Genomic DNA, 24,650 nt, shown 5'->3' on the forward strand with positions numbered 1-24,650 from the left:
CGAAGCTACACGCCACGCCGGGTTTCGTTTATGCGCAACACCGTGCCGACGGTGTCTACCGCCGTGCTGACAGGCGTGACCAAAAACATCGGTCACGTTCATCGGAATCAGCGGTCACGTTGCCGGAATCCCTCCGGTCACGTTCACCGGAATGTCGGTCACGATCCCGGAATCACCGGTCACGTTGGTCCGGAATACTCAATGGGACTCGCGGGACCCACTGGCCGTGAACTGACTGACTCATTTCCTTAACCAGAACTGAGGTTATGGAAGGGCAATCGCCTAGCCAAGTGAAGGCGGCGCTGCGCACTTCGCCCGGCCTGGCGGAGCGCCATCCCGATGCCGAGCAGTATGTGAAGGAAGCGGTGAAAAATGCGGACCAGGCGCTGGATGCCTCGGCGCCGTGAGCCGGGCCAGAAAAAGGTAAGCTTGACTGACTGGTCATTTTGCCCGGGTGAACCCGGGTCGATGGTCTGCCGGGTGTGCATGCGGCGCCATGATGTGGCCAAGGTCTCCTGCTCTCTATTCCGAGGGCCCGTAACCAAAAGCCTCCTGGGGTTCGTTCCCCCAGGGGAAGCCCTCTTCCTGATCCCCTTTTCTTTCTCTTTTCAACCTCGCATCACTGCCCTGCCTGCCCGGCAGGCGGTGTCGCCCGTCAGTCGGCCATCGGCGCCATGAGCTCGAAAAATGTGCCATCGGCTAGCCGCCAGATCTCCTCCTTTTCAAGATCAGTAGGCGACCTTGAAAGTCGGCGAATCCTCCGGCCTGGAGCCGCGCCGGTCATAGACCCGGGTAGTGCCGATGTTCGCGTGGCCCAGCCACTCCTGGACCCGAGCGATGTCGGCGTGGTGCTCCAGGGCGGAGGTCGCGGCGGTGGCGCGCAGCGCATGCGGGCCCATGTTTTCGCCCGTGATGCCGACTTGGGCCATGTACCGCACCACCACCTCCGAATACACGCCGCCGGGCGTGAGCGCCGTGGCGGCCATCCCCGCTTTGGGCGTACGGATGCGCCTGAAAAGCGGCGCGTCCGCTTCTCCGCCATGGCCGGCGGCGGCCAGGTACTCGGCCACCAGGCGCAGCGAGTGCGGGTGCGCGGGCAGGTAGCGCAGCTTGCCGCCCTTGCCCTGCACGCGCAAATGCGGCACGCCCCGGCGCTCCTGACTGAAATCCTTGACCAGCAATTTGGTCAGTTCCTCGCGCCGGAGCGCGTGGTACAGCAGCACCGACAGGATGGCCCGGTCCCGTTTTCCTTTCAGCGTGTCGCTGGGGGGCGCATCGAGCAGCCGGCGCGCCTGGGCGTCGCCCAGCGCGGGCGTCTTGCCTTCGCTGGTTTCGGCCTTGGGGCGCCTGACGCCCCGGACCGGGTTGTGGGTGACCGCATTGCACTCGCACAGGTAGTCATAGAGCGACGCGAGCGCGGCGAGCTTGCGCCGGATGGTCGCGCCGGCCAGATTCTGCTTTTCCAACTCGGCGCGCCAGGCGAGGATGTGGGCGCGCGTCACGGAGCGAAATTCCTCGGGCTGTTGGATGCCGGTGAAGGCCATGAAGGCGCGCAGGTCGTTTTGGTAAGCGCGCTTGGTCTGCATGCTGACCAGGTTGGCGAACCATGCCGCCTCGGGCGGTACGTCAGCGAGGCGGGCAAATTCGGGTGCAGTCAGGGCGCGCGGCAAGCTAAGCGCCACCAGATCATGGGTTTTCATCCCATCTCTTTCAAGTCAGTACGGCGCTGTCCTGATAGACCGTCACACTCATGGTTGGGAAAATTTAATACGCAGCTTGGCCAACTCATCGGAGGCATTCCAAAAGGTAGGAAATGACCCATAAGCAGCTTTTTTATCGTAGTCAATCACAAAAAATGCTTCTTCCCCGACGATCATCAATTCAGGATTAGCTGCAATGTAAAACCTTTTCTCCCAATTTTGAGAAAAAACGTTAACCTGCAGAAGGGCTTCCATAGCTGCCTTCAAATCGGCTAAATCCTTGCCGAGAATGATGCCGGCCTCGATCTTTTTTTCGATTGCTATCCATTCCCTAGCTTTTTCCAAGGTGTGTGTGACAAAGACAACCTGGGTAGTGCCCCTGATCACAAAAAATATCTTGGTCGGCGTATCCGCTGATTCATATTTCTGAGCAATCCATAGATCTTTATCAGCACCGTTTGTCATGAGCTCATCCTTTTGATTAAACTGATGATAACGGTTTTTATCAACGGTTGGAGGGCCTTAAAAACGTAGACGAAGCCGTTTCTTATGCAAATTCGAATCATGGAATGATGCGGCCTCGCTGTCATTACAAGGCCGTAATGTTATTGCCCTCTTTGTCATAGGCTTTCGACGAGTCGCATGTGCCACAGCAATTGTGTGACGGAAAAGCGTCGTAATCCATCACAAATGACCAGCAGTCTTAGCCGTATCAGTACGGCAGCCTACACTTCGAAAGCCGAGGAATTATGCATACGACTTGTAGGTCAGCTTAATCTTATTAAGAGTATAAATTATTCAGAATCAACTAAATAATTATTTAATAATATATGCTGGTCTAGCTTTGACCTCATCGTACAGACGTGCAATGTAGTGACCAATGATTCCTAAGCCCATTAGAATGGCACCACCTATGATAACCAGTAAAAGAATCACAGTCGTAAATCCATCTATTGAATGACCATTTATTTTTTGAAAGAGGCTGATTGCGCCGAACAGTGTTCCGATGATCAAGGTCAAAAATCCTATGATCGATACAATTTGCAAAGGGGCACTGGAAAAATTTGTGATGTTATTGATTGCATAGCGTAGCAACTTTATCCGGCTCCAGCGACTGGTCCCTCCAACACGTTGCGGGACCAAAAAATAAATTTGAATACTGGGATAACTTGTCCAGTGGACTAATCCTCGAAAAAACCGCACCTTCTCAGGAAGTGAGAGGTAGGTATCAATCACCTTGCGATCAATCAATTTAAAATCTGACTGACCATTAATATCAAAGCCTGAAAAATACTGAAAAACCGAATAAAAAAGTTTTGCGTATAAGCGGTTGGTAAGACATTCGTTCCTGCGGTCCTGCTTTCTAGCTTCAACGATCAATATGCCTTGACGCCAAATTGAAATCATTCTAGGAATTAATTCCGGAGGATGCTGTAAATCACTATCAAGGATGACGGCTACTGCGCCACGTGCATCGGCAAGTCCGGCTTGGATCGCGGCTTCCTTGCCGAAGTTGCGTGTGAAAGAAATGAGTCGAATCCGCTTGTCGTGAGTCGCCGCCATACTGATTTGTTTTTGGCTTTCATCCCGGGATCCGTCGTCGACCGCAATTAGCTCAAGATCGTACCACTGTGTCTGAGCAGATTTTAAAATCGTCTGTAGATTTGCAAGAATGTGTTCGCCTTCGTTATAAATCGGAACCACGAGACTCACCAAAGGTTTGGCTTCGTCATTTTTCGTCATGACAAAAAATGGGTTCCGTTTTTTGTCTGAATTATCGCGTTGCATTGCAACTGCAGTCTGTTCTTGGAGTTCCTTGACGTGCTTACGTAGACGCAGAATCTCACGCTCTTGCTTGTTGACGATATTGACTAAATCAAGTAGGTCGATGGTATCCGTTGAGAGAGACTCAATGATAGCTGTCGTCGCATTTTGGTCTTTCACCTTTTTACACTCTTTTTACTCCAGATGTTTGCTGGATAATTCTGGTTTAAACGTTGCGTCCAAGCATTCGCTTGGTCGAGGTTCCCTTCTGTTCGGGCCAACTCAGCAGCCGTGTAAAGTGCTTCCGGCACCCAGTAACCACTATATGTAAGGATGAGTTTTGTATAAAGGGCAAGAGCTTCCTTTTTTCGACCACCTAGTTCGCTTGCCTTTGCTGCCCAGAAAATAGCTTCTTCTGACCTGCCACGCCCGCGGCGTTGGCCAGCAGATTCGATGAAATAAAATTGCGCTTTGGCATAATCGTGATGCCGCATGGACTGCCATCCCAAGCGGTAGTTGCGCTCCGGAGACAATGCATGAATGACCATGGACGTTATAAAAAGTATTGCGATCCAGGCTATATATTTACTTGGTTCTGTTATATCAGTTAGTACATCACGGTGTAGCCTAATTTTCTGTTTGTAATTATAAAAAATCAGGATGCGCTTTATACAGATAAATGCAAGAAAAAAGCATGCAAAAGTTGAAACTACTTTGCCTACTTTTCCGATCAACGTAGTAGAGTAATGCAAGACTACTTGCGTTGTTTCAGGGACTACCAGCATAAATCCGGGTGCGGCCAAGGTGAGTGTTCCAGGGGATGCGAGTTGCCAGCGAGGATGAAATGCCATCTTGATCAGATGTGGCGTGCCTATGCCGGTTGTTGAAAATCGAATTTCTTCGCGTGAAATGTGTTCATCTGACACTTTAATTCGAGCAGGATCGGCATGAGAAATATGGATCTCGTGTTGATTCTTTCCCAGGTAATATGGTTGTGATCCGTCTCGATGGTCCTGGCGCCTGAACCAGTCAAAGGCATTTTCCATCCATCCTGCCATGGGAGTTTGCAATAGATCCCACGTCACAGGCGTAATCATTTGGCTGGAAAAATTCCGAAGCTGATACACAGCAAAAGGTGGCGCCTCACCAATTTTTTCAAAGAGCTTACTGGTTTGCGCTGCAAGTTTGGCAGCGTCGCTGCGGAGCAGTAGCGTGTCAGCATGCAGCCACTGCATGTGTACGGCCGCTTTCTCCAGGTCCAGGCTGCCGGATGGAAATCGGCTTAGGGGGGAAGATGGCTGCGCTGAAATTTCGGATTGCAACCAATAAATTGCAGGCCCCAGTAACGCTGATTCCATATATAGGCCTTCGAGCACGGGCCGTCCGCCAAGAAACATCGGGAGCGCTTCAAGTGCTCGTGTCGACCCCAGATCGCTGTTGGCTGGGGCATGTTCAAAAACGAGGCGTGATGAAGTCGGCGTGCCTTTAAGCAGGGGAAATAAGCGAGTCAGATTTTGCCATTGTGGTTTGGCCTCATATCCAGAGTAATTCCAGAAAGCCCAGTCGGGAGCCCGATGAACGCTGTGAGCAATCCAAGTGGTCGTACCGACGAGTAACACAACGGCAGAGCAGGCTATAGTCAGCATACCCCCCCGAACTGCTATGGCTGCGAATGCTTCACCGAACACAATCCCAGCGGTGATACCGCCGCATAACCAGGCCAGCGGGAAAAACCTAATATCAGCCATGCCAAGCGACTCGGCAGCAAGCCATCCGGTTACCGAAACGACAGCGGCAGCGGCAAAAAAACTTGCCGCCGTCACTGCTCCTGGGGATAGCTTTTTTAAGATGGATGGAAATAACCAAGCACTGCTGCCGATCAAACCCATGACGGTAAAAGGCAGAAGGCTGTTGGGAAGTAGATCATGCCAGTCTTCAACAAAATAGGCATTGTCATTGGCAACCGTATAGCCATGCATTTCAAGCAATGGCCACAACCAGCCGGCCAGAAGACAAAAGGCCAGTGCGTTTCCCTTGATGATAATCCACATTGTCTGCCGACAATTCTGACGAATGAAAAGCAGAGTGAAGCTGGAAATTCCGACGACCAATAATGGATACCCATGACTAGCTCCGGTAAAGGCTTCCAAAACACCCGCCACAATCCACATCCCGTCGCCATCTTTTGCTCGCAACCATGCGACAAGCGCCAATACCGCGAATAGTTGACCATAACTGTAGGCGAATTCACCGGATAGAGTTGACAAAAGGTTGCCACCCCATATCGAATTTTGCTCGTGCAGAAGATAGGCTAAGCTTGCCAGCGCCGCTGTTAATGCTGACAACCAGTGAAGTTGTAAAAATCTTCTCACAACGACAAATACAGTTCCAGGCAATAATAGTGAAGGTAAAACAGTTGCCCATTTAAAGCCAATAGCAAATCCTAATATTTTCTCTAGAGCCGCTATTGTTATAAACGGAAGAGGAAAATAATATGAAAGTGCTGGAAGCCCTCCAAATACTTCTGGCATCCAGGCTGTTAATTTTCCGGAAGGTAGAAATTCAGTTGTGAAATACCAGGCAGTCAGAACATGAGAGGCAAGGTCTCCGCCAGTCGGTAGCGTTGGCAGGTTTAGTAGCGGCCATTGCAGAGTAAAAGCAATAAGGCAAACAAAAAAACCGGTAACTCCGCAATCAATAACAATTAGCGGAAAGGCTTTTTTGATCATATACCGTCAAAATTGAAAAGTTTGATTATTCCTAAGTGAACTGCATCCGGGAATTGGAATGGTATTACCGTTTCCATCGCTTATGATAAAGGCAACACTTCCTGTAGTTGTCGTGCAAGTTCCGGAATGGCCACTCGATGCAATACTTGTTGCCGAGCATTGAGGTGACGATAGTCTCTCAATCTTGTCGCTATTGCCGTTTCCATGCGATAAAAAATTAATCAATTTTGACTGACATAAAGTTGTCGTAGTCGATGGAGTTACAGTGGTTGTCGTGGTCGTCGGTGATGTCGTGGTCGTCGGTGATGTCGTTGATGTGGTGCTAGACGAGTTGGTCGTCGTCGTTGCTGTGGTTGTGGTGGTTGAACCAGCAGTTGTCGTGGTTGTACTGGTCGTAGAAGAAATCAGATAGCCGGTCTGCTTTGGATCGTTGGACGCGATGTTGCTGTTGAGTGTGATAGATAAGGTGTTTGCCTTGCTATCGATCCATGTCACAGTAATAGCCACTTCCTTGTAGATTGGCGCCGTGGTATGGGAAGTGACCGTCCATGCCCGGTTATAGGTAGCATCACCACCAATGATCGAATCACTGCCAGTTGCAATATTTCCGTAAGCGGTCAAGTTGGCATATGAGCGAAGTTCATCGAGTTTTTGCTGAGCCCGCATGGTTGCTTCGGATCGCTGCTTTGCCTGGGAATTAACGTTGAAAAGCGTTGTTTGAAATTTCATTAAAGAAATAAGACCACCGGTCAGAATAACAAGGGTAACCAGCACTTCAATTAAGCCGAATCCGCGTTGGGAAACTTGCTTTAAAAAAACAAAAGGCAATAATTTTCGCATATTAAAAGTCCCGCCATGAGCCGGTTACTTTTGTGACAATTGCCGATGTTGATGCAGTATAAGGAGATATATTATTGCCGCTGTTAACATAAAGCTCAGTATTGGCAGTGAACTGTGTGAGTGGCGTGTCAATAATTAAAGAACCAAAAATTTTGGTTCCGCCCCAGCCATTCATATCAAAGCCTTTGCCGCAGTAAACTATTCCAACAATGGTCTGCCCTCCGTTAATTTTTGGGCAGTCGGTTGTTGTTTGTATATCGAAAACAAGAATAACTGGTTGACTTAAACTACCAATAGTTGATGGACTATAGCTGCCAATTGTTGCATCATTGTAGTAATATATAGGACCGGCGGTAGCTCCACCGGGTTGAGTTTTTGCAATCTGCGCCATGTCAGATTTTGAAATATCAAAAACATAATCCCATGAAGTACCCGAGAATCCAATAGGAGTCACTGCCACTGGGTTTCCATTTTCATCTTTCATGTGGCCCATATCAATGCTACTTAGTGGCGCGGAGCTGACTACTGCTTGGCCAATTGAGTTAGTTCCAACAATATTTGGATTGCCTGTTATTCCAGAAATGGGACCATTGACAACCAATGGCGCAATTGTCGGAACCTTGAATTTCAGTGTTACTAGATTAATAATCTGCTTTACAGTTGCTGTAGCATCTCCAGTAGAGATCGCATTGATTTCTACCACCTTAGGACTTGTAGTGCTTCGCCATAAGGTCGTTGTGACAAGGAATTTACCAATCGTCTGCGCAGGTAAAGATGTCGTGTTTCTTTGGTTGTAAGGCGGATAGGATGTATTACTGGTCCATGCAGCACCGGTGGTCCCTGCTACTGCGTTCCATGCAATACTGCTTGCATTTCCACCAGTTGCCAGCCAAGCCATCGTATAGTCAATACCACCTTGTGCAGCTTCGAACGACCCGGAGTGGTTGTACTGGTTGGCGGACATTTTCTGTTCAAGAATAGCGCCTCGGTTTGCATAAAGCGTAACAAACGTGATTAGAAATAAAATTATCACGGATATAGACAGGATTGCGGCTCCACCCTGCTTTGTACGCGAAACAAGTGAGTTCGGAGAAAATGGCTTTTTTCGCCAGCTACCGCGTAACGGCTTATGTTGGGCTAAATAAATCATTTTGCAGCTTTACCGTTTCAGTCAGCGATTGAGTAATTTTCCCATCACTTTTGACCTGCCCAGTCAAAGTAATAACAATCTGACGAATTTTAATATTTGGACCAGATGTGCTGTTGACATAGATTGGCACGGAGTTGGTTTCGGCAAAAGTCAGTGCTGTGATCGTGGTGGTTTTGGTATCTGACAAGTTATCCAAGGCGTTGGTGCTCGCTGTTGTACAGTCAAAAGTGGTAGCATTCACCCCAGTCCGCATCATGATACCGCCGGCATTAAGTAGAAAACCGAATTCTTCATCTGAAGTTTTTACTCCGTTGCCATTTTTGTCATACGCATACAAGATACATCCGGGTGTTGCAACGTTAACGGTTGCAAATGGGTTGCTATATGTGGATCCATAGCCAATTCCGTTGATGGCTCCATTTGAGAAAAGTGGGCTGCCCCAATAACTGGCACGCCGTATGTCGCGAACCATTAAGGTCATGACAGCTCGAAGCTCCTGATTCAAACTGGCCGCCTTCAAAATAGCCGCGTTAGCCCTCAGATGCGCGGCAAGAAAAGAGGTCAACCCCAGCATCAGGAAAAGCCCTATAGTGATTGAAATCATTAACTCCACTAGCGTGAATCCCTGCTGCCTTGCTTTATTCAGCATGAGGGATACCCTGCAGATATTGCGCCGGTGGGCGTGCAGATTGCAGCTTTTCCGAGGAGGGTAAGACTAATTTTCGCCTGCTTGCCGAGGGGAGATTCGAACAGGGAACTGCCTGTTGGCGTAGCAAGTCCCCGTATTGGGTCAAAACTAGGATCTGTCGAAAATGTTGATGTTGAAAGCGTTGCACCCCTAAAGTCGGTTGAACTGACTCGTTGGAGATCGCAATAGTCCGTGTCCGTCGTAGTTGCGCTCGTGCAAGTACATGTGGCACCTAATTTCATGCCGTAACACCATGTGATGCCCGTAGAGAAATTGATAAATACGGTCTGGTTGTTTTTTATTGCCGATGTTCGGGCAAATTGAAGATTTGTCAGTAGCGCGTCGGATGCGCCTTTGAGTCGATATTTATCCAGTGTGGACTGGTAGGACGGTAGCGCAATGGCAGCAAGAATGGCGATGATGCCAAAAACGACAAGCACTTCTATCAGTGTTAAGCCTGATTGAGGCTTCCGATAGGTCAAACCTAACCTATTCATCATTTTCCCCAGCAAGTCAAAGGGGTGTAGCTCGTTACAGCTCCAGTTTGCGTAAGCGTCAAACTCGGACATTCAGTGTCCGACCCCTGTGCCTTGGTTGTCACAGGGGTCGCAACCAGCGTGTACGCCGTAGCCGTACCAACGGGGACCGTTAACGTGTAGTAGCCACCTTCAGAAAGGGACGCACCGCCGATTTGCGCGAGCGTGCCGTAGGTTGTGTTGCTGATACGATATTTCTCTTGTGCCAACTGCAACGTGCTGAGGGCCACTATCGCATCAGACCGGTTTGATTTCCTGATATACGATTGATAGGAGGGCAGTGCGATGGCGGCCAAAATGCCGACAATGGCAACCACAATCATCAGTTCAATCAGGGTAAAGCCTTGACTCTTCGTGTAGTCTTTGAGAAAACGGTGTCTCACCGAAGTCTCTGTTGGACTAAAGAGGTTTCTTTTGCGATCTAAAAAAATTTTTTTCTCCCAGCTATTCACCGTGTAGCCACCTAATGGGTACCCATCTTAGGGTAGTAGCTTTTGAGCGATATTGTGCCATTTTGTAAAAAACATTTATATGTAATTTCTACTGCTATGCGTCTCCGGGACGTTCAGTGGAGCCACTTTATGAGTGCTGGCGATGTGCACAAAGCCAAAAAACGTGAAGTCGCGCTTGTCAAAGCAGGTGGCCACACGGCGAAAGACTTTCATGCGCTGGAAGAGGTTTTCAACCAAGTGGCATGCCTTGTAGCGGTGCCGGTCCAGAATGCGTAGTTTTTTGCGGTTCACCCTGGAGGGGATGACGAACTGCATGCCACGCTTTTGTGACGCCTGGACAATCTTGTCTGAGTCGTATGCCTTGTCAACCAGCAGGGCCTGGGCCTGCAGGACATCAAGAAACTCGGGCACGGGTTTGAGACAAAACTTCGGAAATTTGCCAGGCTCATAACTTGTAAGTTGTGGGCCTGGCCGAAAAGCCTCATGAAGCCAGGCTCAAAAGACGCTTAAACAAGTTTCGAGCCTGGCTTAAATTTGACGAACTATCTTTTGAACCAAAAATTGGCGACATTGCCAACTGCCGTGTCTCCACCTCGCAGGGGAGCATCGAAGCCCAACGGGTTGGCAGGGGCCTGGCGCCAAAATAGCTGCAAGGCAAAAACAGGCAAGACTACCTGATGGGCCCAGTCAATTGAATACGCCATTAAAGCCAGCTTTCGAGCAGGCTTTTTTATGCCCGGCGTATGCCGGTGGTAAAAAATATTGCGCCTTGATGACCACCATCAGGCGCAAAGCCTGGTCAGGAGATTCGATACGCTGGTTTTATGCCAAGTGCGCCGGCGCGGCGTAAGGATGCCCCGTGCATTGAGCGCCCTGGCGATATTGCCCAGGGAAATGATGCCTTCTCCTTTCAGGGAATCGATTACCGGCCGCAGATCGGCCGCGTGGTGATCGGCTTTGGCCTTGATGACCGATATCGCTGCCGTGTTTCCTTTTGCGGCTTTTTTCAGTGCAGCAGCGCCATTGGGGTTTCCAAGAATCTGCCTTCGACGTTTTGCTGCCTGTAAAGCGTCCTTGGTGCGTTTAGAAATGGCTTCGGCCTCCTGCTGCGCCACCAGGGCCATGATGCCAATGGTCAGGTTGTTGGCCTGGGGCAGGTCGGCGGCGATGAACCGCACGCCGGCGTCCTGCAGCGTCATCAAGAAGGCGGCGTTGCGGCTGAGCCGGTCGAGCTTGGCGATCACCAGGGTCGCGCCGGTCACCTTGGTGAGGTGCAGCGCCTGGGCCAGTTGCGGGCGGGTGTTGAGCTTGCCCGTCTCGATTTCAGTGTAGGTCGCCAGGATGCTCGCGGGCAGCGAGGTGGCGTAGTGCTCGATCGCCTGGCGCTGCGCCTCCAACCCCAAACCCGACGATCCCTGCCGAGAAGTGGAAACGCGCAGGTAGCAGACGATTTTTTTCACTTTTGGCCTCAGGTATAGAAATGGCTAACGGTCGTTACGCCATCTTATACCGCACCAAAATGGAGAAAAAATGTGTCTTGGGTTCCGGGAACCTGGCACTTGAAAATAGCCAGAGGCCGGTGCGTGAAAGCCGATCGCCATCAAAACCGTGCGCTGGAACTGGTGGCTGCGGGGCAGTCGTACCGGGAGGTCGATCTGCCCTTGAGCATCAGCAAGCGCGACCGCGCAAAACAAGCAACGATTACAGGCTGAGGTTCGGTGGGTAGTTCCACCAAAACGTATCTGTCAAATCCCTGAAATCCAAGCCTGGCGCGGGTTTGCGGGCGATCTTACTCATTTACGAACGAATCCTTACGCCTAGCCAATCCCAGCCGACCCTTTACTAGTCCCCCCAATCCCGTTAAGCGTTGGCAGTCCGGATTCTCGCTCCTCAGCCGCACATAGAACTATCTTTTCGTTCAGGCTCAGGCCTGTCGATGGCAGTGCGCGCTTCCCTTTCCTGGTAGTTCACCGGGGCGAGGACAATGATGGTGGGAGGTGCCTCCGCGGTAAGCATCGATTGCAAGGTCCTACCGTCCAGTAAGCACAGGCCCTCAGGCAGCGAATCGGAGGTCGCGAGATCTGCCTCAAGCGCGAGTCGCTGCTCTGGTTTCATTCCAATAACGATGAATAAATACCAGCGACTGCCCAAGCATAAAATCTCGCGATTGGCAATGCTCGGCGACTCATTGGGTACGCCCCTCCGGCAAAGGCTGATAGCAGCCCCGAGGTCGGGCGCATAACCGACTACTCGGCTAGGCGGCTTCAGACCTCGACTGCGCGCTGGCTGGGCCTCGAACGCGCCGAATTGGCAACCACTCGGCCCATCGTGAGGAAAGAGTACGAAGTCCGGTGGCTGTATGACTGTGGCTGTAACGGTGACGTGATAGACCGACAGCGGTACTAATTCCGACAGGGTGCCCCCATGTCGATCAAAGAAGTCGACCCACTGTGCACGTGGCGTTTCGTCTTCAAGTAGGACGGCAAACGTCAACGATGTCGGCGGAGTCCGATCCTCAGCGGAGGAGGGCGAAGGGTTCATTGAGTGCTCCGGATTGCCAAGCGCGAACGCCGAGATTTAGCGGGAACAATGGTCATGGGCTCACCAAAGGTTCGTTCGTAAAGCGCGCAAGTGCGCTCAAATGCCTCGTACTTCCTCTGCAGACGCAACTCGCTGCCAAAGCCAAGGTACGGAAAGTGATGGAGATACTCGCCGAAGAGGGCTTGCATGTCTTTGTGGTAGCTATGAGTGTCGAGGATGTGCGCATGCCAGACCGCGTCCGCGAACTTCGTCGGAACCAAAGGATAGGGAAGGCACGAATTCCAGAGCCGCAAGGTTAGCAAGCGTTTATACTCCCGCTCGGCCAAATCTGCCCGCTTGACCGACCAGCAACGCTCTGCCCGCAAGGTTGCTTTCACCGCCTCAAGGTTGATCGCCGCGACGCGAGGATCGACGCCGTCGCGCAGCAATCGCTTCAGGCACGCCTGGTCCATCGGAAGATCAGGGCGATTCATCAGGTAATCGCCCTCGCGGAGGCTTTGCACGGAGCGGGTCTTGCTGTCGAGCGTCATGCCGTGAACCTCGACGGTCAGCCGGGACCGATCCCGCGCTGCAGCCAGAACTCGATGAAGGAACGAGCATCGGAAACATCGAGCCCGAAGCCTTCGAGCACCGGAAATATCGCCAAGAAGTCCGAAAATCCCGTATAGTTGGTCTCCAGTACGGCGGCTACGTTGCAGGCAAAGACGGTGTTCTGGTCGTGAGGCAGGTGGCGCAGCATCCGCAGAACGAGCGCTCCGGCCTGTGTTGTCAGCTCGAATATGGGTGGCACCTGGATGCCCAGTCGTGCAAGTGATTGCAGCACGTCGATGAAGATCTGGCCTTTCCAGCCATCCCTATTGGAAATCGTGCGCAGCATGTAGGGGTCCACCTTGTCGTACCACGGCGCATGCCCATCACCATTTCTGGACAACAGGATGAGGTGGCGCTCGTTCGGAGCAAAGCCACGGTTCTCCGGGTCAATGTGCGGCCATTGGATAACACCCAGCATTTCCAGCGGTCGCGCCCAGTCCATCACCTGCTGCAGGCTGCAGGACCATTTCACAGCCGCATTGAGCAGATGACCCAGCGGCAACTGTCCGTCGATGCGACGGAAATCCCTACCGCCCAGGCGCAGATACTGGGTGAGCAGCACCAAGTGGCGCTCTTCGGGGATGAAGTCACGCACTGGCGCGACCTTCTCATGCAGTGCTTCGGGCAACGCACCCAACACAAGCAGCATGTCTGCCGCAATCCCCAGTGACATTTCCAGTTCTCCGCAGGCCCAGACGAGGTGGCTCGCGTTGACCTCCTGGACCCAGGGTGCCTGGCCATCCAGCTCTTCCGACAGCAGTATTTTGAACGCTTCGGTCGGACGGACGCCGCGATAGCGATCAAGGGTCGGCACCTGAATTCCCAGCGCGTGGAGCGATGCACAAGCGGCGACCACCGCCTCGTACTTGAAGCTCGACCGCGACAACGCTTCGACCACTTGACCGGGGGGAACCGTCGAGCGCCACGGCTCGCGCCCATCCAAGCGCCGCGACAATAGACGTGCCATCAGGTCGTCAGGTCGATAATTTGCCGGCAAGCCACTGCACGGTGGAATCTGCACGCCCAAGGCAGCCAGAGGCTCCGCCACCGCCAGAACGTCGCCCAACGTGCAAGACCAGTCGACGCAAGCCGTCACCAATCGAGCCGGCGCAATCGTGAAGGACCCCGAGCTATCTCTTGTTGAGGCCATCAGCGCCACATGCCGCTGCGTCGGCTGGAATTCCGCCGGCATGGGCGGCGGCGTCTCACCCGCCAGCGGCGGCAGGCGAGCTAAGGCCTTCTCGACATCGCCCCACGTCATGTCGTACTTGGCGGCCACCTCGACAAGGGCGGTCCATGGTCGTCCCATCCGAGAGAGGGCATCGTGTAAGTCGAGATCGCGCTGTCCTGGAACGAATTCCGCGTGTCCTCCGGGGAGGGACTCCGCCTCGAACCCGAAGTCCCGCAGCGCGAGCGCTGCTTCGGCGACAACCGTTAGTGGCAGCCTGTGCAATACGGCCACGGCAAGCTGGCGCCGCGCCGTCACGCACTTGGACAGGTAGGTTCTGTCATGGAATAGCAGATCGAGACGTAGCGGGTCGTTACCGAGCGCTTCCAGCTTTTCGATGGAAAAGCCCAGGCTCGGCAGCGACCGCAAACACTCAAGCGCCGATGACGCACCGCAGCTCAAGTGGTGCATCACCAACTGGAGGTCATCCGCTGTCAGGCAATTCGCACCCTGCAATGTCTCCTCATCATTGTTCCCGAGTTGATCCAAGAATTTCCGGTGGTCTGCGGTCAGCTTCGAGAGGTCCGCAGTGATCGGTGGCACGACAACTCGCAGCCCTGTCGATCGCAACTCGGCGCATGCCTGGGAGATATCTGCCATCGACATGCCCATCGACAACGCGGCGCTGAGAATTTTCCCTAGGGAGAGTACGTGGTGAGGATTACGATAGTTCCCACTAATCCTGCGAAGAAGGCTGATGGCAGCAACGCCAGGGACTTCGCAGCGCGCGAGATGGTCGACATCCGGCAGAACCACGCCTAGGTCGGCCAGCGGTCGGGCCAGGTCGGCGATCTCGGCAAGAGTCAAGGCCCATGAATCTGCGGCCTCAATCAGGCGAACGAGGGAAAGCTTCACGATGCCCGAGGCATTCCAATTCCAGCTAACGTCCGATGAAAGCAAGCGCAGGCCGAGGCTCTCCACGTCCGACCACCCACGCTGAGCCGCGTAGAGACCGAGCATTTTGTACGCTTCAGGAAGGACGGCGCTTGGCGCCAGTGCAGCCGCGCGAGCGGCCAACCAGCGAGCCAACGCCCCACCGCACGACGAACAAAAAAGGGCAGTGAGCCCGTTGATCTGCTCGTCGCGCCTGCCCCGGCCGTGCCAGAGCCATTCCTGCCGAAACAGCCAGGCATCGAGCATCGGCGCCACGCCGATGGGTCGTTTCAGCAGCATGCTGCTCAGCGCAGGAAACGCGGCTGTCTGCGTGCTATCGGCCCGCGCGGGCAGCAGAGCAGCGGCCAGGCTACCGCTGCGCCAGTTTCGGTCGATGAAAGCCAACGGCAAAAGCCAGTCTTCGAACGCCGCTTCCAGAGCAAAGAGATCGACCTTAGGCAGATCGAGCAGAGCGTGCCACCCGCCGTCACGGATGGCTTGGGTGAGGTGGTTGAATCCGCGTGGCCATGATGTCACCTCCGAGCGATCGACCTTCAGCTCCGGCCGCAGGTCCTCGTTGAGGTTGGCGAGCAGGTAAGGCGCACGCAGCGTCTTGGCAGCCGCCGTGGACACGCCGTCGACCAGCAGGTGAAGAGCACCGGCGTTGTCCTGCTCGCCGACCGAATGCCAATAGAAGCGAGCATGCCCATTGCGGTCGCGCCCGTGCGACATTGCCACGGCATCCGGCAACGCCCGCTTGAACCCCGGCGCTGGTTGGCCTGCTTCGAGCAGCAATGGGGGCTGTCCCGGTCGCTCGAGCTTCGTCTCGAATTCCGGCAGCCACAACCATCCGTGCATCGACTCCAGCAATTCATCCAGGTTGATGGCGCTTCGCAAGTAAAGGCGCACGGAGGTCCCGCGCGATGCCTGCGACGTGTCCCGCTGAATCCTGAACAGGTTGCTGCCGGCAATCACGCGCGCGCCGACGCCCGGATCCCGGTCCACGCCGTTGCGGCTGAGCCGGCGCGTGCGCAACAGCAATTCCTCGGCCACCATGAAGTAGCTGAAGACGCCGATGCCAAAGCGGCTGTTCGGGAAGATTTCAATGCCCATCTCGCTCCAGGCTGCCTTCTCGACGTGGAACTCGTGGCTGTCGGTGAAGCGCCGGCCGGCTTGCGCAAAGAACGAGCGCAAGTGACGCTCAGTCATGCCGATGCCGTCGTCCACGCATTCGACATAGGTCCGCTGCCGCTCTCCTTCGTCGTAGCCGGCGCGGAACACGATCAAGCCTGTATAGGCCGGAATGCTCGAATCCGACAATCGCAGGTAGTCGGTCCTAGCCCGCCGCAGCCGGCAGGCATCCATGGCGTTCTGGTAGAGCTCGCGCAACGCCAGTTCGGGTCGGCCATACAACTCCTTGCCCATCAGGAGCTGCATCACCCGACCATGGTCGAGTATGAATTGCAGGTGCGGCCGGATGTACACCTTGCGGCCGTGGGCGTCCTCCTCGGGTGTGACCCGGAGATCCGAGAAATGCCGCGGTAGCACCGAGAGCAACCCGCCGGCGTCGACGCGCGCCCTGGGTGCCAGCTTGTGCCCATGCGCGTCCAGCGCTTCCACCAGGCGTTGCGCCGCCAGGTCCACCGCCTCATGCGGGCACACTAGGCCCAGCACCAGCCCGGTACCTTCCGCGTACCAGCCGATCTTCGCGAAGATGCGCACGTAGGCCGCGGCCGAACTCTGCGCAGCCAAGCCTAGGTGGTCGACCAGAACCCTGTCGAGCCGGCGCGGATCCGCGCTCATGCTTGCCGCAAGGGACAGCAGGTGCGCTAGCGTGGCCTCGTGCAAGTGCCAGTCGCTAGGCGGCGGGCCGATCCGCTCATCGTCGAGGAGCTTGCCACCGCCCAGCGGTTCGCGACCGGCCTCGATCTCCTCAAAGTCGGCATACATCAGGCGAGCGAGCTGGACGATGCGTCGACCGCCGAGCACGACGCTCACGCGGTCGTCCCGCACGGCAAACTCAGGCAGGGCGAACAAAGTGCCCAGGTCGGCGTTGATCCAGCCGCCGATCGAATGCTCGGCCGCATCGGGCACGTATTCCCAGAGTTCACCGCTGACGTGGAGGAACCGGTTCAGGCACCAGGCCGCGAGATCCTCGGCTTCCGTCACGGCGCCGCGGTGCCAGAGCTGCGCATGCCGCTCGGCCAGCATCTCTTCCGAGCGGAACGAGTTGCGCCACGCGATCCAGGGGGCGCTCGGGTTCGCATCCGCTTCGTCCACCAGCGGGCGCAGAGGATCACCTCCAATTGTCAGCATCAGCGTACCGGCCGCCAGGATGGCCTCGTAGACATGGGGCACGACCAGAGCAATGGCCGCTTCCGCGGGCGACAGCATGGCAGCCTTGTCGCCCAGAAGCACCAGCAGTTGCCGGATGACGCGCGCCGGTGCTTGCAGGTCGCGCCAGCGGTCGGTCGGTACCGCCGCCACGGCGCGATGGACCATGGCCTCGGCATTCCAGACGATCTGCCGGATGCCAGTGGCCAGTTCCGGCGACCCGTCCGCCACCGTCTGCCACAGCGGGCTGCCCTCGATCTCGACGCACCACGGAGACCTCCGGCCCTGCTGGAGGGTGGGGCTGCCCGAAAGCGGATCGACCTCCCCGGGTTTGTCGTCAAAGTCAAGCTCCAGAGTGCCGTTGGAGGCTGCCCGGTACACGGCGCCGGAGGGATGCCAGTGCCCGTTGGGCGACCAGGCCCAGAACTTGACCCGCGCCTGCTGTGGGTGTCCGGTCTCGCCGACTGAGAGCTCGATCACCTGAAAGCCGTTGATCCAGCGCGGACCTTCGTCGCCCTCGTAGAGTGAGCCGGCGGCGAGGACACGCAGTTGACGGTCCGGATCACGGGTGGTCGTAACCCCCGGGTCGTGCATGTGCCCACGCAACGCCACGTCCACGTAGGCCGCCAGCAGGTTGAACGCTAGCTTCTCGTCGGCCAGATCGGTTAGCGGGTGGTGCATGAGCGCAATGGTCGGACCTTCCAGCCGCCTACCCCGGTCAGACGCCAGCAATTCGATCTGGTTCTCTGTCAGTTGCAGACGTTTGGCATCGTCATCGCCGCCCGCCAGCCACGCCGTGTCAAGCCCAACGATGTTCACGTGGAAGGGAAATCCCGGAAATTGCACGCGGGATCGATAGCCCACGGTTCGATGGGGATGCAAGCGAGGGTCGAGATCGCCGCGCCCGAGATGCGTCACCCAGTTCCAGAAGTTCTGGCTGCGGCCTCGTAGCGTGGCGCGCCATTCAGGGTGTTCGCCCAGCGTTCGGGTAATCCCGGCCAGCCAATCGCTGAACTCCGCCTGGCGTTCGTTCGCCACGGCACGGATCTGCTCCCAAAGTTCCTTCTCGTGCGTCCGCAGGATGTCGTGGTTGCCGGGAACCACGAAGAAGCGGTCGATGCTGAGCCCGCAGATCTTCAGCAGCCGGCGTACCAGATCGGTGGCAATGTCGTACTCTTCCTTCAGGCCCCAATCGGCGATGTCGCCGGTGAAGCAGATCAGGTCGATCGGTTCCGATCGGCAAAACTTCAATAGCTCGGCTTCGAAGTTGCTGGCCTGGAGCACGCGGTGACGGCCCGGCGCCTTGACCTCGATCAGGCGCAGGCGCTCTTCCTTCATCCAACTTAACGCCACGCGTTCGTGCAGATCCGAGATGTGAAGGATACGCAGTCGATAAACCATGAATCGCTGTCGTTGTTGGTATCTCCGAGTGCCCGTGACCGGCGGCCGTAATGCGTTGTCGTGAGCATGGCGCGCAGCCTGCGCGTACGAACGCTGGTTCATTCAGTATGCACGAACTGCGTTCAATATGCACGAACCGCGGATATACGCACGGGCGCCAGATCGCCTAATTGGTTTTAGGTTTAGGGAGCAATAGAACGTAAAACCCCGTTAAGGCTGCGCTTGTCGCATTCGCCAGTCTCTAGTTCCAGGGGAAACCGTGCACAAATTATCCTTTGCGCAACAGTACATTGGCTGTTGCCTTAGAAGTTACCGGCTCAACATCACTGAGAAGCCCTGCCTTTGACGACCAAAAGGTGCTGTACCGCAGCGACACCAAGGCGCCCTTGTCAGTGGTCAGCAGCCGCTACCAGGTAGTCCAGCCCAAGGCCGTGCTGGAGTTCTACCGCGACCTGACGGAAGTCTCCGGCTTCGAGCTGGAAACCGCCGGCGTCTTGAAGGAAGGCCGCAAGTTCTGGGCACTGGCGCGTACCGGCAAGTCCATGGCGCTCAAGGGCAATGATGTCGTCAACGGCTACCTGCTGCTGGCCACATCCTGCGACGGGAGTCTGGCCACCACGGCGACGCCCACGACCATTCGCGTGGTGTGCAATAACACGCTCACCATTGCGCTGAATGGCGCCAGCAGCGCGATCAAGGTGCCGCACAGCACCAGCTTTGATGCGCAAGCCGTCAAGAAGCAGCTCGGGATTGCCGTCTCGCAATGGGACAGCTTCATGTACCGCATGAAAACGCTGTCCGAGCGCAAGGTCAAAAACCACGAGGCCATGAACTACTTCCTCAAGGTGCTGTGCCAGACCGACAGCCAGCCCGATCAGGCCGCCGTCCTGACGAACGAGCGCGCGCTCAAGAAAGTCCAGTCCATGTACGAGGGGCAGGGACACGGCGCGGAACTAGCGTCGGCCAGCGGCACGGCCTGGGGATTGCTCAACGCGGTCACCGAGTTCGTGGACCACGAAAAGCGCGCCCGCAGCCAGGAGTTCCGGCTGGACAGCGCCTGGTTTGGCCAGGGCGCCAGCCTCAAGCAGCGCGCCCTGCACCACGCCTTGCTGCTGGCGGCTTGAAGCGATCTGTCTTCTTGCGGCCATCCGGCCAGCCACCCCTCCGGCCAAGCGCCGGCATAGATCCCCGTTCAATTTTCCGAATTGAACGGGGTTTTTCATTTGTGCCAACCCATTTCACCAACCCCAAGGAACCACCATGAACCCCTTCACCCAGGCCTCACCTACCGCTCCATCCACCGCCAAACCCCAGGCAGCCCTGAAGCTGGTCAAGACCAACCAGATCAACCGCGACGAGTGGCTGGCCGTGCGCAAGCGCGGCATTGGCAGCTCGGACGCGGGCGCTGCCGTCGGGCTGCACCCCTACAAGTCCCATCTGGAGCTGTGGATGGAAAAGACCGGCCGCGACGGCAATCTGCCCATCACCGACCCGAACGATGAGCTGAGCCCGATGTACTGGGGCACGCTGCTCGAATCCATCGTGGCGAGCCACTACACCAAACGCACCGGACGCAAGGTGCGGCGCATCAACGCCGTGCTGCAGCACCCGACTGAGCCCTGGATGCTGGCCAACATCGACCGGGAGGTCGTTGGCAGCCCGGACGTGCAGATTTTGGAGTGCAAGACCGCCGGCATGAACGGCGCCAGGCTCTGGAAGGATGGCGTGCCCGAATACGTCCAGCTCCAGGTCATGCACCAGCTGGCCGTCACTGGCAAGCAGGCCGCCGACGTGGCCGTCTTGATTTGCGGGCAGGAATTGCAGGTGCATCGCATCGAGCGCGACGACGCCATGATTCACCGCCTAATGGCGCTGGAACGCCAGTTCTGGAGCTATGTGGAGCGTGACCAGGCGCCGCCCGCCGATGGCTCGGACTCGGCCGATCTGGCGCTGCGCGCTTTGTACCCGCACGACAGCGGCCAGACGCTGGATTTCTCGCAGGACACCTCCATGTCGGCCGCGTTCTCGGACCTCCTGGTGATTCGCCAGGTGCTGGCCACGAACACCCAGTTCGAGGCCCAGGTCAAGCAGCGTATCCAGCAGCGCATGGGGATAGCGACCAAGGCGCTGTTTGAAACAGGCAGCGTCACCTGGAAACGCAGCAAGGACGGGGTTGGACTGGACATCCTGAGCCTGCTCAAGGACCAGCCCGAACTCGCGCAGCAGTACCCCTTGGTCAAGCCCGGCTCCCGGCGGTTTCTCGTCAACGGCTGATTCTCGTTCAGCCAAATCCGTAACGCCTCTTTAGGGGCCTGCGAAGCAGCCCGCTCCCGTTTATTCGGGCAGCGGGCTTTTTTACGTTCTTTCGCTTTTCTTCAACCGCCTCTTCAACCACCCAAGGAAACCACCATGCTCAAAGGACTCGCTTTAACACCCCCGGTCATTGGCCGGATTGCCATTGGAAAAATCATCGTGAAAGACGGCAAGCGCCTGCCGGAAAAGGACGACGAATTCACCGTCACCAGCCAGGTGCAAAACCGCGACGGCTGGGTGAACCATCCGCTGGATGCCACCTTGCGAAAAGATGCGTCCACCAAGCTGCGCAGCATTCCGGTGCGGCTGCTGTTCGATGATCCGGACCTGAACCTGCGCGCCAGCTACTCGCTGTTCGACCGGGGAACGGGCCGGCCGCTGTGCGTCGGCAACGGCGAGACCTGCCGGCGCTCGACCGCCTCGGGTATCCAGACACTGCCTTGTCCCTCGCCGGAAGCGTGCGACCTCGCCCTGGGCGGGTATTGCAAGCCCTATGGCCGGCTGAACGTTCGCATCGGTGACGACGATGAGCTGGGCAGCTTTGTCTTTCGCACCACCGGGTTCAACAGCATCCGCACGCTCTCGACCCGGCTGAAGTATTTCCATGCGGTGTCGGGTGGCCTGCTTTCGACCCTGCCGCTGGAATTGCGCCTGCGGGGCAAATCGACCACGCAGTCGCACCGCTCGGCAATCTACTACGTGGACCTGACCGTGCGGTCGGGCATGACGATGAACGAAGCCATCAGCGCGGCCAGGCTGCAGGGCGCCGAGCGCCACGTCACGGGCTTTGACCAGGCGGCGCTGGACATTGCGGCGCGCCAGGGCTTTGCCGACGGGGCGTTCGAGGAGTCCGAGGAGGAAGGCGCGGCGGTCATCGAGGAGTTTTATCCGGAAAACCTTGAGAGCTGCGCGCAAGAAATGCCCGCTGCCAAGCCAGCCAAGGTACTACTCGCCGACAAACTCAGCCAGAAAGCGGCGCAGCTCAATGGAAATGGCGCTTCGGCTTCTAGCACCGTAGCCGCGCGCGCATCTGACCGGGACGGACGGCCGTGAGCGCCAGGGACGTGATTGTCTTTCAGCGCATCAGCGGCGGCTGGGTGTACGAATACACCCGCGACGGCGAAACCTACCGTGGGTGTGACCACGACCCCGGGCAAGCCAGGGCGCGCCTGTTGCGCGTGCTGGGCTGGGACAAAAAGCGATTCGACAAGGCCGATTTCCGGCGTTTCTAGCACCTTCCCCAAACCCCGCACGCCGGGGGTTTTTTCTTTTCATTTTTTCTCAACAACTTTCACAGGAGTCAATCCATGAACCCATCTCTCAGAACCGCAACCAAAACCAAAACCGAAATCGTCATGGCCACCTGGGCCGGGCGCGCCGGACCAGGCTACTGGGGCGACAGCGACTTTCTCAGCTATGACAACCAGTCCACGGCTTTGTGGCTGTCGCTGCGCGGCGTGGTGTCGGGCGATCCGTACAGCTTCATGGCTAGCAGCTGCCGCGCCATGGCTGACCTGGGCCTGTATGTCTGGCTGGACATTCACGGCACCGTCAGCATCGACTTGCGGCTGCACGATGCGGGTTCCTTGACCTTGGCCGAAGGCGAGCAGCGCATGAAGCTGCTCAGGCGCCTTCACCTCAAAGGCAAGGCGTATCCGTTCAATGGCTTTGCGCGCAAAACCACGGTGCATGCCGAACTCGGCCGGGCGCTTGATGCCCTGGGCATTCGCCGGGCGCTGGTGTACCACGGCGTCAACACGGTTGAGACGTATGAAGCGGTCGGCGTGGCCGTCGAGCGCATCGCCGCCAGCCTGCACGAACGCCTGGCGGGCATGAGGCGACGCTGCACCGCTTGAGCCCTCTCGCGTGCGGCGCATGGGTTTGAAGTGAATGCGTAGGCGTTGGGCCGGCCACCGCAACGAAAGATGCGTTTTGCTGCCCTTCAACTTTACTTCGGTAGCCTCCAGCTATCCCAGGCGCCAAGCGCGGCTGGGTTTTAGCCGGTCTATTTTTTTGCCGTTTTTCCAATCGGCTGGCCGATTTGACATGCAGCTCGACAGCTGTAGACTGACCGGAAGGCGCTGCTATGGATGAGGTTGCGCAGGCATACACCGATCCGTTGACTTTTCTGATGACGCTCTCGCCGCAGGGTGGCATCTTCACGCTATTGGAAAGGAGAAAAAGCTTCACATCGAACCGGTGACACCTCCGGGAGGCAGGTGCCGTCAGCCGTCAGAACCCCAACAGGAGAGACCCATGCGCAAACCGTCCATGCTTGAGCCCAAACCCCCGCGCCTGACGCGTCACCTGCGCCGACTCCAGCAAGCGCTGGAAGCGAGCGCGCAGGACACAGCGCTGTTTTGGAAGCTGTGCGCCCCGAGCCGCAGCCGGCTGCATTGAATGCGCACGATGTCCAGGACCTACCGCCAGGACGAGCGGCCCCGGCCCAAGCCGCGCCAGCTCAAACGTCAACGGCTCCAGGAGCTGCTGCAGTGGGACCGGCCCCAGCCTGAGCTTCGCCCCGAACCCGTGCAGTACAAGCCGCTGGGATAAACGGTCTGACACGCCCAATCGCTCGTTCTGATAAGGGGGATTCAAAACGCGGCGCCTGCGACGGCGTGTCCAGCGCTGCATCGTTGCCGTGATGCATAGACGTGCCGGCCCGCGCCTGAAAAGACGTGAGTCACAAGCCGCTACCATTGCCTTCCATTCACAGGATCATCAATGAACAGCACGAGCCAAAGAATCATCAGCGCATTGCAGCAACTTGAGCAGTTCATGCCAGGGCACCACAGCAACGCGCCCGATTACGCTGAAAATGTTTTGACCGGCGCCCGCGTTGCACCTGTACCCGATCCGTCTGATGAAGGTGTGGGCTTGCTTACCGTGACGTTCCCCGGTGGCAAGCCAATGACCGTAAACGGGCGGCTGTATCTCAAACTGCAAATCATTGAGAGCGCCCGGCTGGAGTTTGACGCAGATGAAGCGCTATCCAAAGTCGGCGTGCGAGTTACCGAACTTTCAGACCATCTTCGGCATAAGCACGACCTTAATTGAGGGCGTAAAACTCCACTTGTGGGATCTGCCGAGTGGAACGCCCCAGGACTACTCGATGCCCAGCGCTGCATACCACCCCGCATAGGGCGTATTGCGCACCATGCGCCGGTTGTAATCAAGCGCGCCATCCGTCCACCATGGCGGCCCGCGTTCGCCCAGGCTGCGCTTGGCCGCATCGACGGCTTGGCGGGCCAGTCTTTGGGCATCGAGGTCTTTGCCGCGCAGTGCTTTTCCCACGTCCCGGCGCGCCTGCATCAGGTCGGCGACGAGACGGGCACGCTCAAGCTCAGACAGTTCGGGATTGGCCATGCGCCAGAGCCGGCCACGCACCACGAAATACCGGTAGTCTGGCGTGACTGGGTGGTGCGATGGTGAAGGGGTTGGCGCCATGCTCGAAGGATAGTTTGGGCATGGCCTATTGCTGAGCTACGATGGCTTTGTCAATAAGGAGGC

At 56.5% G+C, this 24,650-nt stretch carries 22 protein-coding genes and 2 pseudogenes; 10 read left to right on the forward strand and 14 right to left on the reverse strand.

The genetic code is table 11. The features are described 5' to 3' along the window. Positions 1-266: 266 nt before the first annotated feature. The gene (locus EC86_RS29335) at positions 267-407 is read left to right on the forward strand and encodes a hypothetical protein (protein WP_156955528.1); all 141 of its coding nucleotides are present in this window, start codon (positions 267-269) and stop codon (positions 405-407) included. Between the two features lie 321 nt (positions 408-728). Here the strand turns inward: EC86_RS29335 and EC86_RS0125450 are convergent, their stop codons facing one another. From EC86_RS0125450 to EC86_RS0125490, 11 genes and pseudogenes are all read right to left on the reverse strand, one after another. Next, positions 729-1,700 carry a tyrosine-type recombinase/integrase gene (locus EC86_RS0125450; protein WP_029528541.1) on the reverse strand — a complete coding sequence of 324 codons (972 nt, stop codon included), beginning with the start codon at positions 1,698-1,700 and terminating at the stop codon, positions 729-731. Between the two features lie 48 nt (positions 1,701-1,748). Continuing rightward, entirely contained in the window at positions 1,749-2,165 is a 417-nt protein-coding gene (locus EC86_RS0125455; protein WP_029528542.1) for a hypothetical protein, read from the reverse strand. 351 nt (positions 2,166-2,516) lie between these two features. After that, positions 2,517-3,644, reverse strand: a complete 1,128-nt coding sequence (locus tag EC86_RS0125460; protein ID WP_084181793.1) for a glycosyltransferase family 2 protein — start codon at positions 3,642-3,644, stop codon at positions 2,517-2,519. After that, a complete protein-coding gene (locus EC86_RS28335) occupies positions 3,641-6,193 on the reverse strand; it encodes a 6-pyruvoyl-tetrahydropterin synthase-related protein (RefSeq protein ID WP_084181795.1) in 2,553 nt (850 codons plus the stop codon). The genes EC86_RS0125460 and EC86_RS28335 overlap by 4 nt, the downstream gene beginning before the upstream one ends. A 6-nt stretch (positions 6,194-6,199) precedes the next feature. Then, entirely contained in the window at positions 6,200-7,033 is an 834-nt protein-coding gene (locus tag EC86_RS28340; RefSeq protein ID WP_084181797.1) for a type IV pilus modification PilV family protein, read from the reverse strand. A gap of 1 nt (position 7,034) precedes the next feature. Next, positions 7,035-8,183, reverse strand: coding sequence for a pilus assembly PilX family protein (locus tag EC86_RS29340; RefSeq protein WP_156955529.1), 1,149 nt, complete (start codon positions 8,181-8,183; stop codon positions 7,035-7,037). A 568-nt stretch (positions 8,184-8,751) separates the two neighbouring features. Beyond that, positions 8,752-8,832: pseudogene (locus EC86_RS30665) on the reverse strand (PilW family protein); the annotation flags it as partial. Beyond that, positions 8,826-9,440: a GspH/FimT family pseudopilin gene (locus EC86_RS28345; RefSeq protein ID WP_084181799.1), complete on the reverse strand. Its 615-nt coding sequence runs from the start codon at positions 9,438-9,440 to the stop codon at positions 8,826-8,828. The gene EC86_RS28345 and the pseudogene EC86_RS30665, both read right to left, overlap by 7 nt. After that, positions 9,368-9,859 carry a type IV pilin protein gene (locus tag EC86_RS30455; RefSeq protein ID WP_269635761.1) on the reverse strand — a complete coding sequence of 164 codons (492 nt, stop codon included), beginning with the start codon at positions 9,857-9,859 and terminating at the stop codon, positions 9,368-9,370. Before EC86_RS30455 ends, EC86_RS28345 begins: the two co-directional genes overlap by 73 nt. 75 nt (positions 9,860-9,934) lie before the next feature. After that, on the reverse strand, positions 9,935-10,270 hold the full coding sequence (locus EC86_RS0125485; RefSeq protein ID WP_051676425.1) for a transposase: 336 nt from the start codon (positions 10,268-10,270) through the stop codon (positions 9,935-9,937). Between the two features lie 371 nt (positions 10,271-10,641). Next, the gene (locus tag EC86_RS0125490; RefSeq protein ID WP_029528547.1) at positions 10,642-11,319 is read right to left on the reverse strand and encodes a recombinase family protein; all 678 of its coding nucleotides are present in this window, start codon (positions 11,317-11,319) and stop codon (positions 10,642-10,644) included. Positions 11,320-11,442: 123 nt separating this feature from the next. Here EC86_RS0125490 and EC86_RS28350 point away from each other — a divergent pair, with 123 nt between their 5' ends. Further along, the gene (locus EC86_RS28350; protein WP_232230072.1) at positions 11,443-11,571 is read left to right on the forward strand and encodes a helix-turn-helix transcriptional regulator; all 129 of its coding nucleotides are present in this window, start codon (positions 11,443-11,445) and stop codon (positions 11,569-11,571) included. 825 nt (positions 11,572-12,396) lie between these two features. Here EC86_RS28350 and EC86_RS27355 read toward each other — a convergent pair. After that, a complete protein-coding gene (locus EC86_RS27355; protein ID WP_051676426.1) occupies positions 12,397-12,930 on the reverse strand; it encodes a glycine-rich domain-containing protein in 534 nt (177 codons plus the stop codon). Positions 12,931-12,947: 17 nt separating this feature from the next. After that, positions 12,948-18,827: a wHTH domain-containing protein gene (locus EC86_RS27360; protein ID WP_198026927.1), complete on the reverse strand. Its 5,880-nt coding sequence runs from the start codon at positions 18,825-18,827 to the stop codon at positions 12,948-12,950. A gap of 341 nt (positions 18,828-19,168) precedes the next feature. On the opposite strand from EC86_RS27360, the pseudogene EC86_RS0125515 reads away from it, so the two are divergent. The 8 genes and pseudogenes from EC86_RS0125515 to EC86_RS0125545 all read left to right on the forward strand — a co-directional run. After that, positions 19,169-19,951, forward strand: a pseudogene (locus EC86_RS0125515) (DUF932 domain-containing protein); the annotation flags it as partial. Between the two features lie 136 nt (positions 19,952-20,087). Continuing rightward, a complete protein-coding gene (locus EC86_RS0125520) occupies positions 20,088-21,101 on the forward strand; it encodes a YqaJ viral recombinase family nuclease (RefSeq protein WP_029528551.1) in 1,014 nt (337 codons plus the stop codon). Positions 21,102-21,236: 135 nt separating this feature from the next. Beyond that, positions 21,237-22,193, forward strand: coding sequence for a recombination directionality factor (locus tag EC86_RS0125525; RefSeq protein ID WP_084181805.1), 957 nt, complete (start codon positions 21,237-21,239; stop codon positions 22,191-22,193). Further along, entirely contained in the window at positions 22,190-22,372 is a 183-nt protein-coding gene (locus EC86_RS0125530; RefSeq protein WP_029528553.1) for a hypothetical protein, read from the forward strand. The genes EC86_RS0125525 and EC86_RS0125530 overlap by 4 nt, the downstream gene beginning before the upstream one ends. Before the next feature lie 75 nt (positions 22,373-22,447). Next, positions 22,448-22,996 (forward strand): hypothetical protein, encoded by a 549-nt coding sequence (locus EC86_RS0125535; RefSeq protein WP_029528554.1) that lies wholly within the window; start codon positions 22,448-22,450, stop codon positions 22,994-22,996. 400 nt (positions 22,997-23,396) lie between these two features. Continuing rightward, positions 23,397-23,540 carry a hypothetical protein gene (locus EC86_RS29345; protein WP_156955530.1) on the forward strand — a complete coding sequence of 48 codons (144 nt, stop codon included), beginning with the start codon at positions 23,397-23,399 and terminating at the stop codon, positions 23,538-23,540. Continuing rightward, a complete protein-coding gene (locus EC86_RS29350; protein ID WP_232230073.1) occupies positions 23,541-23,693 on the forward strand; it encodes a hypothetical protein in 153 nt (50 codons plus the stop codon). Between the two features lie 171 nt (positions 23,694-23,864). Then, a complete protein-coding gene (locus EC86_RS0125545) occupies positions 23,865-24,197 on the forward strand; it encodes a hypothetical protein (protein WP_029528556.1) in 333 nt (110 codons plus the stop codon). Positions 24,198-24,245: 48 nt separating this feature from the next. Here EC86_RS0125545 and EC86_RS0125550 read toward each other — a convergent pair whose 3' ends face one another. Further along, positions 24,246-24,587, reverse strand: coding sequence for a hypothetical protein (locus EC86_RS0125550; protein WP_029528557.1), 342 nt, complete (start codon positions 24,585-24,587; stop codon positions 24,246-24,248). Positions 24,588-24,650: the final 63 nt, after the last annotated feature.

Origin of the sequence: Polaromonas glacialis (genome assembly GCF_000709345.1) — a bacterium.
Classification (GTDB): Bacteria; Pseudomonadota; Gammaproteobacteria; order Burkholderiales; family Burkholderiaceae_C; genus Polaromonas; species Polaromonas glacialis.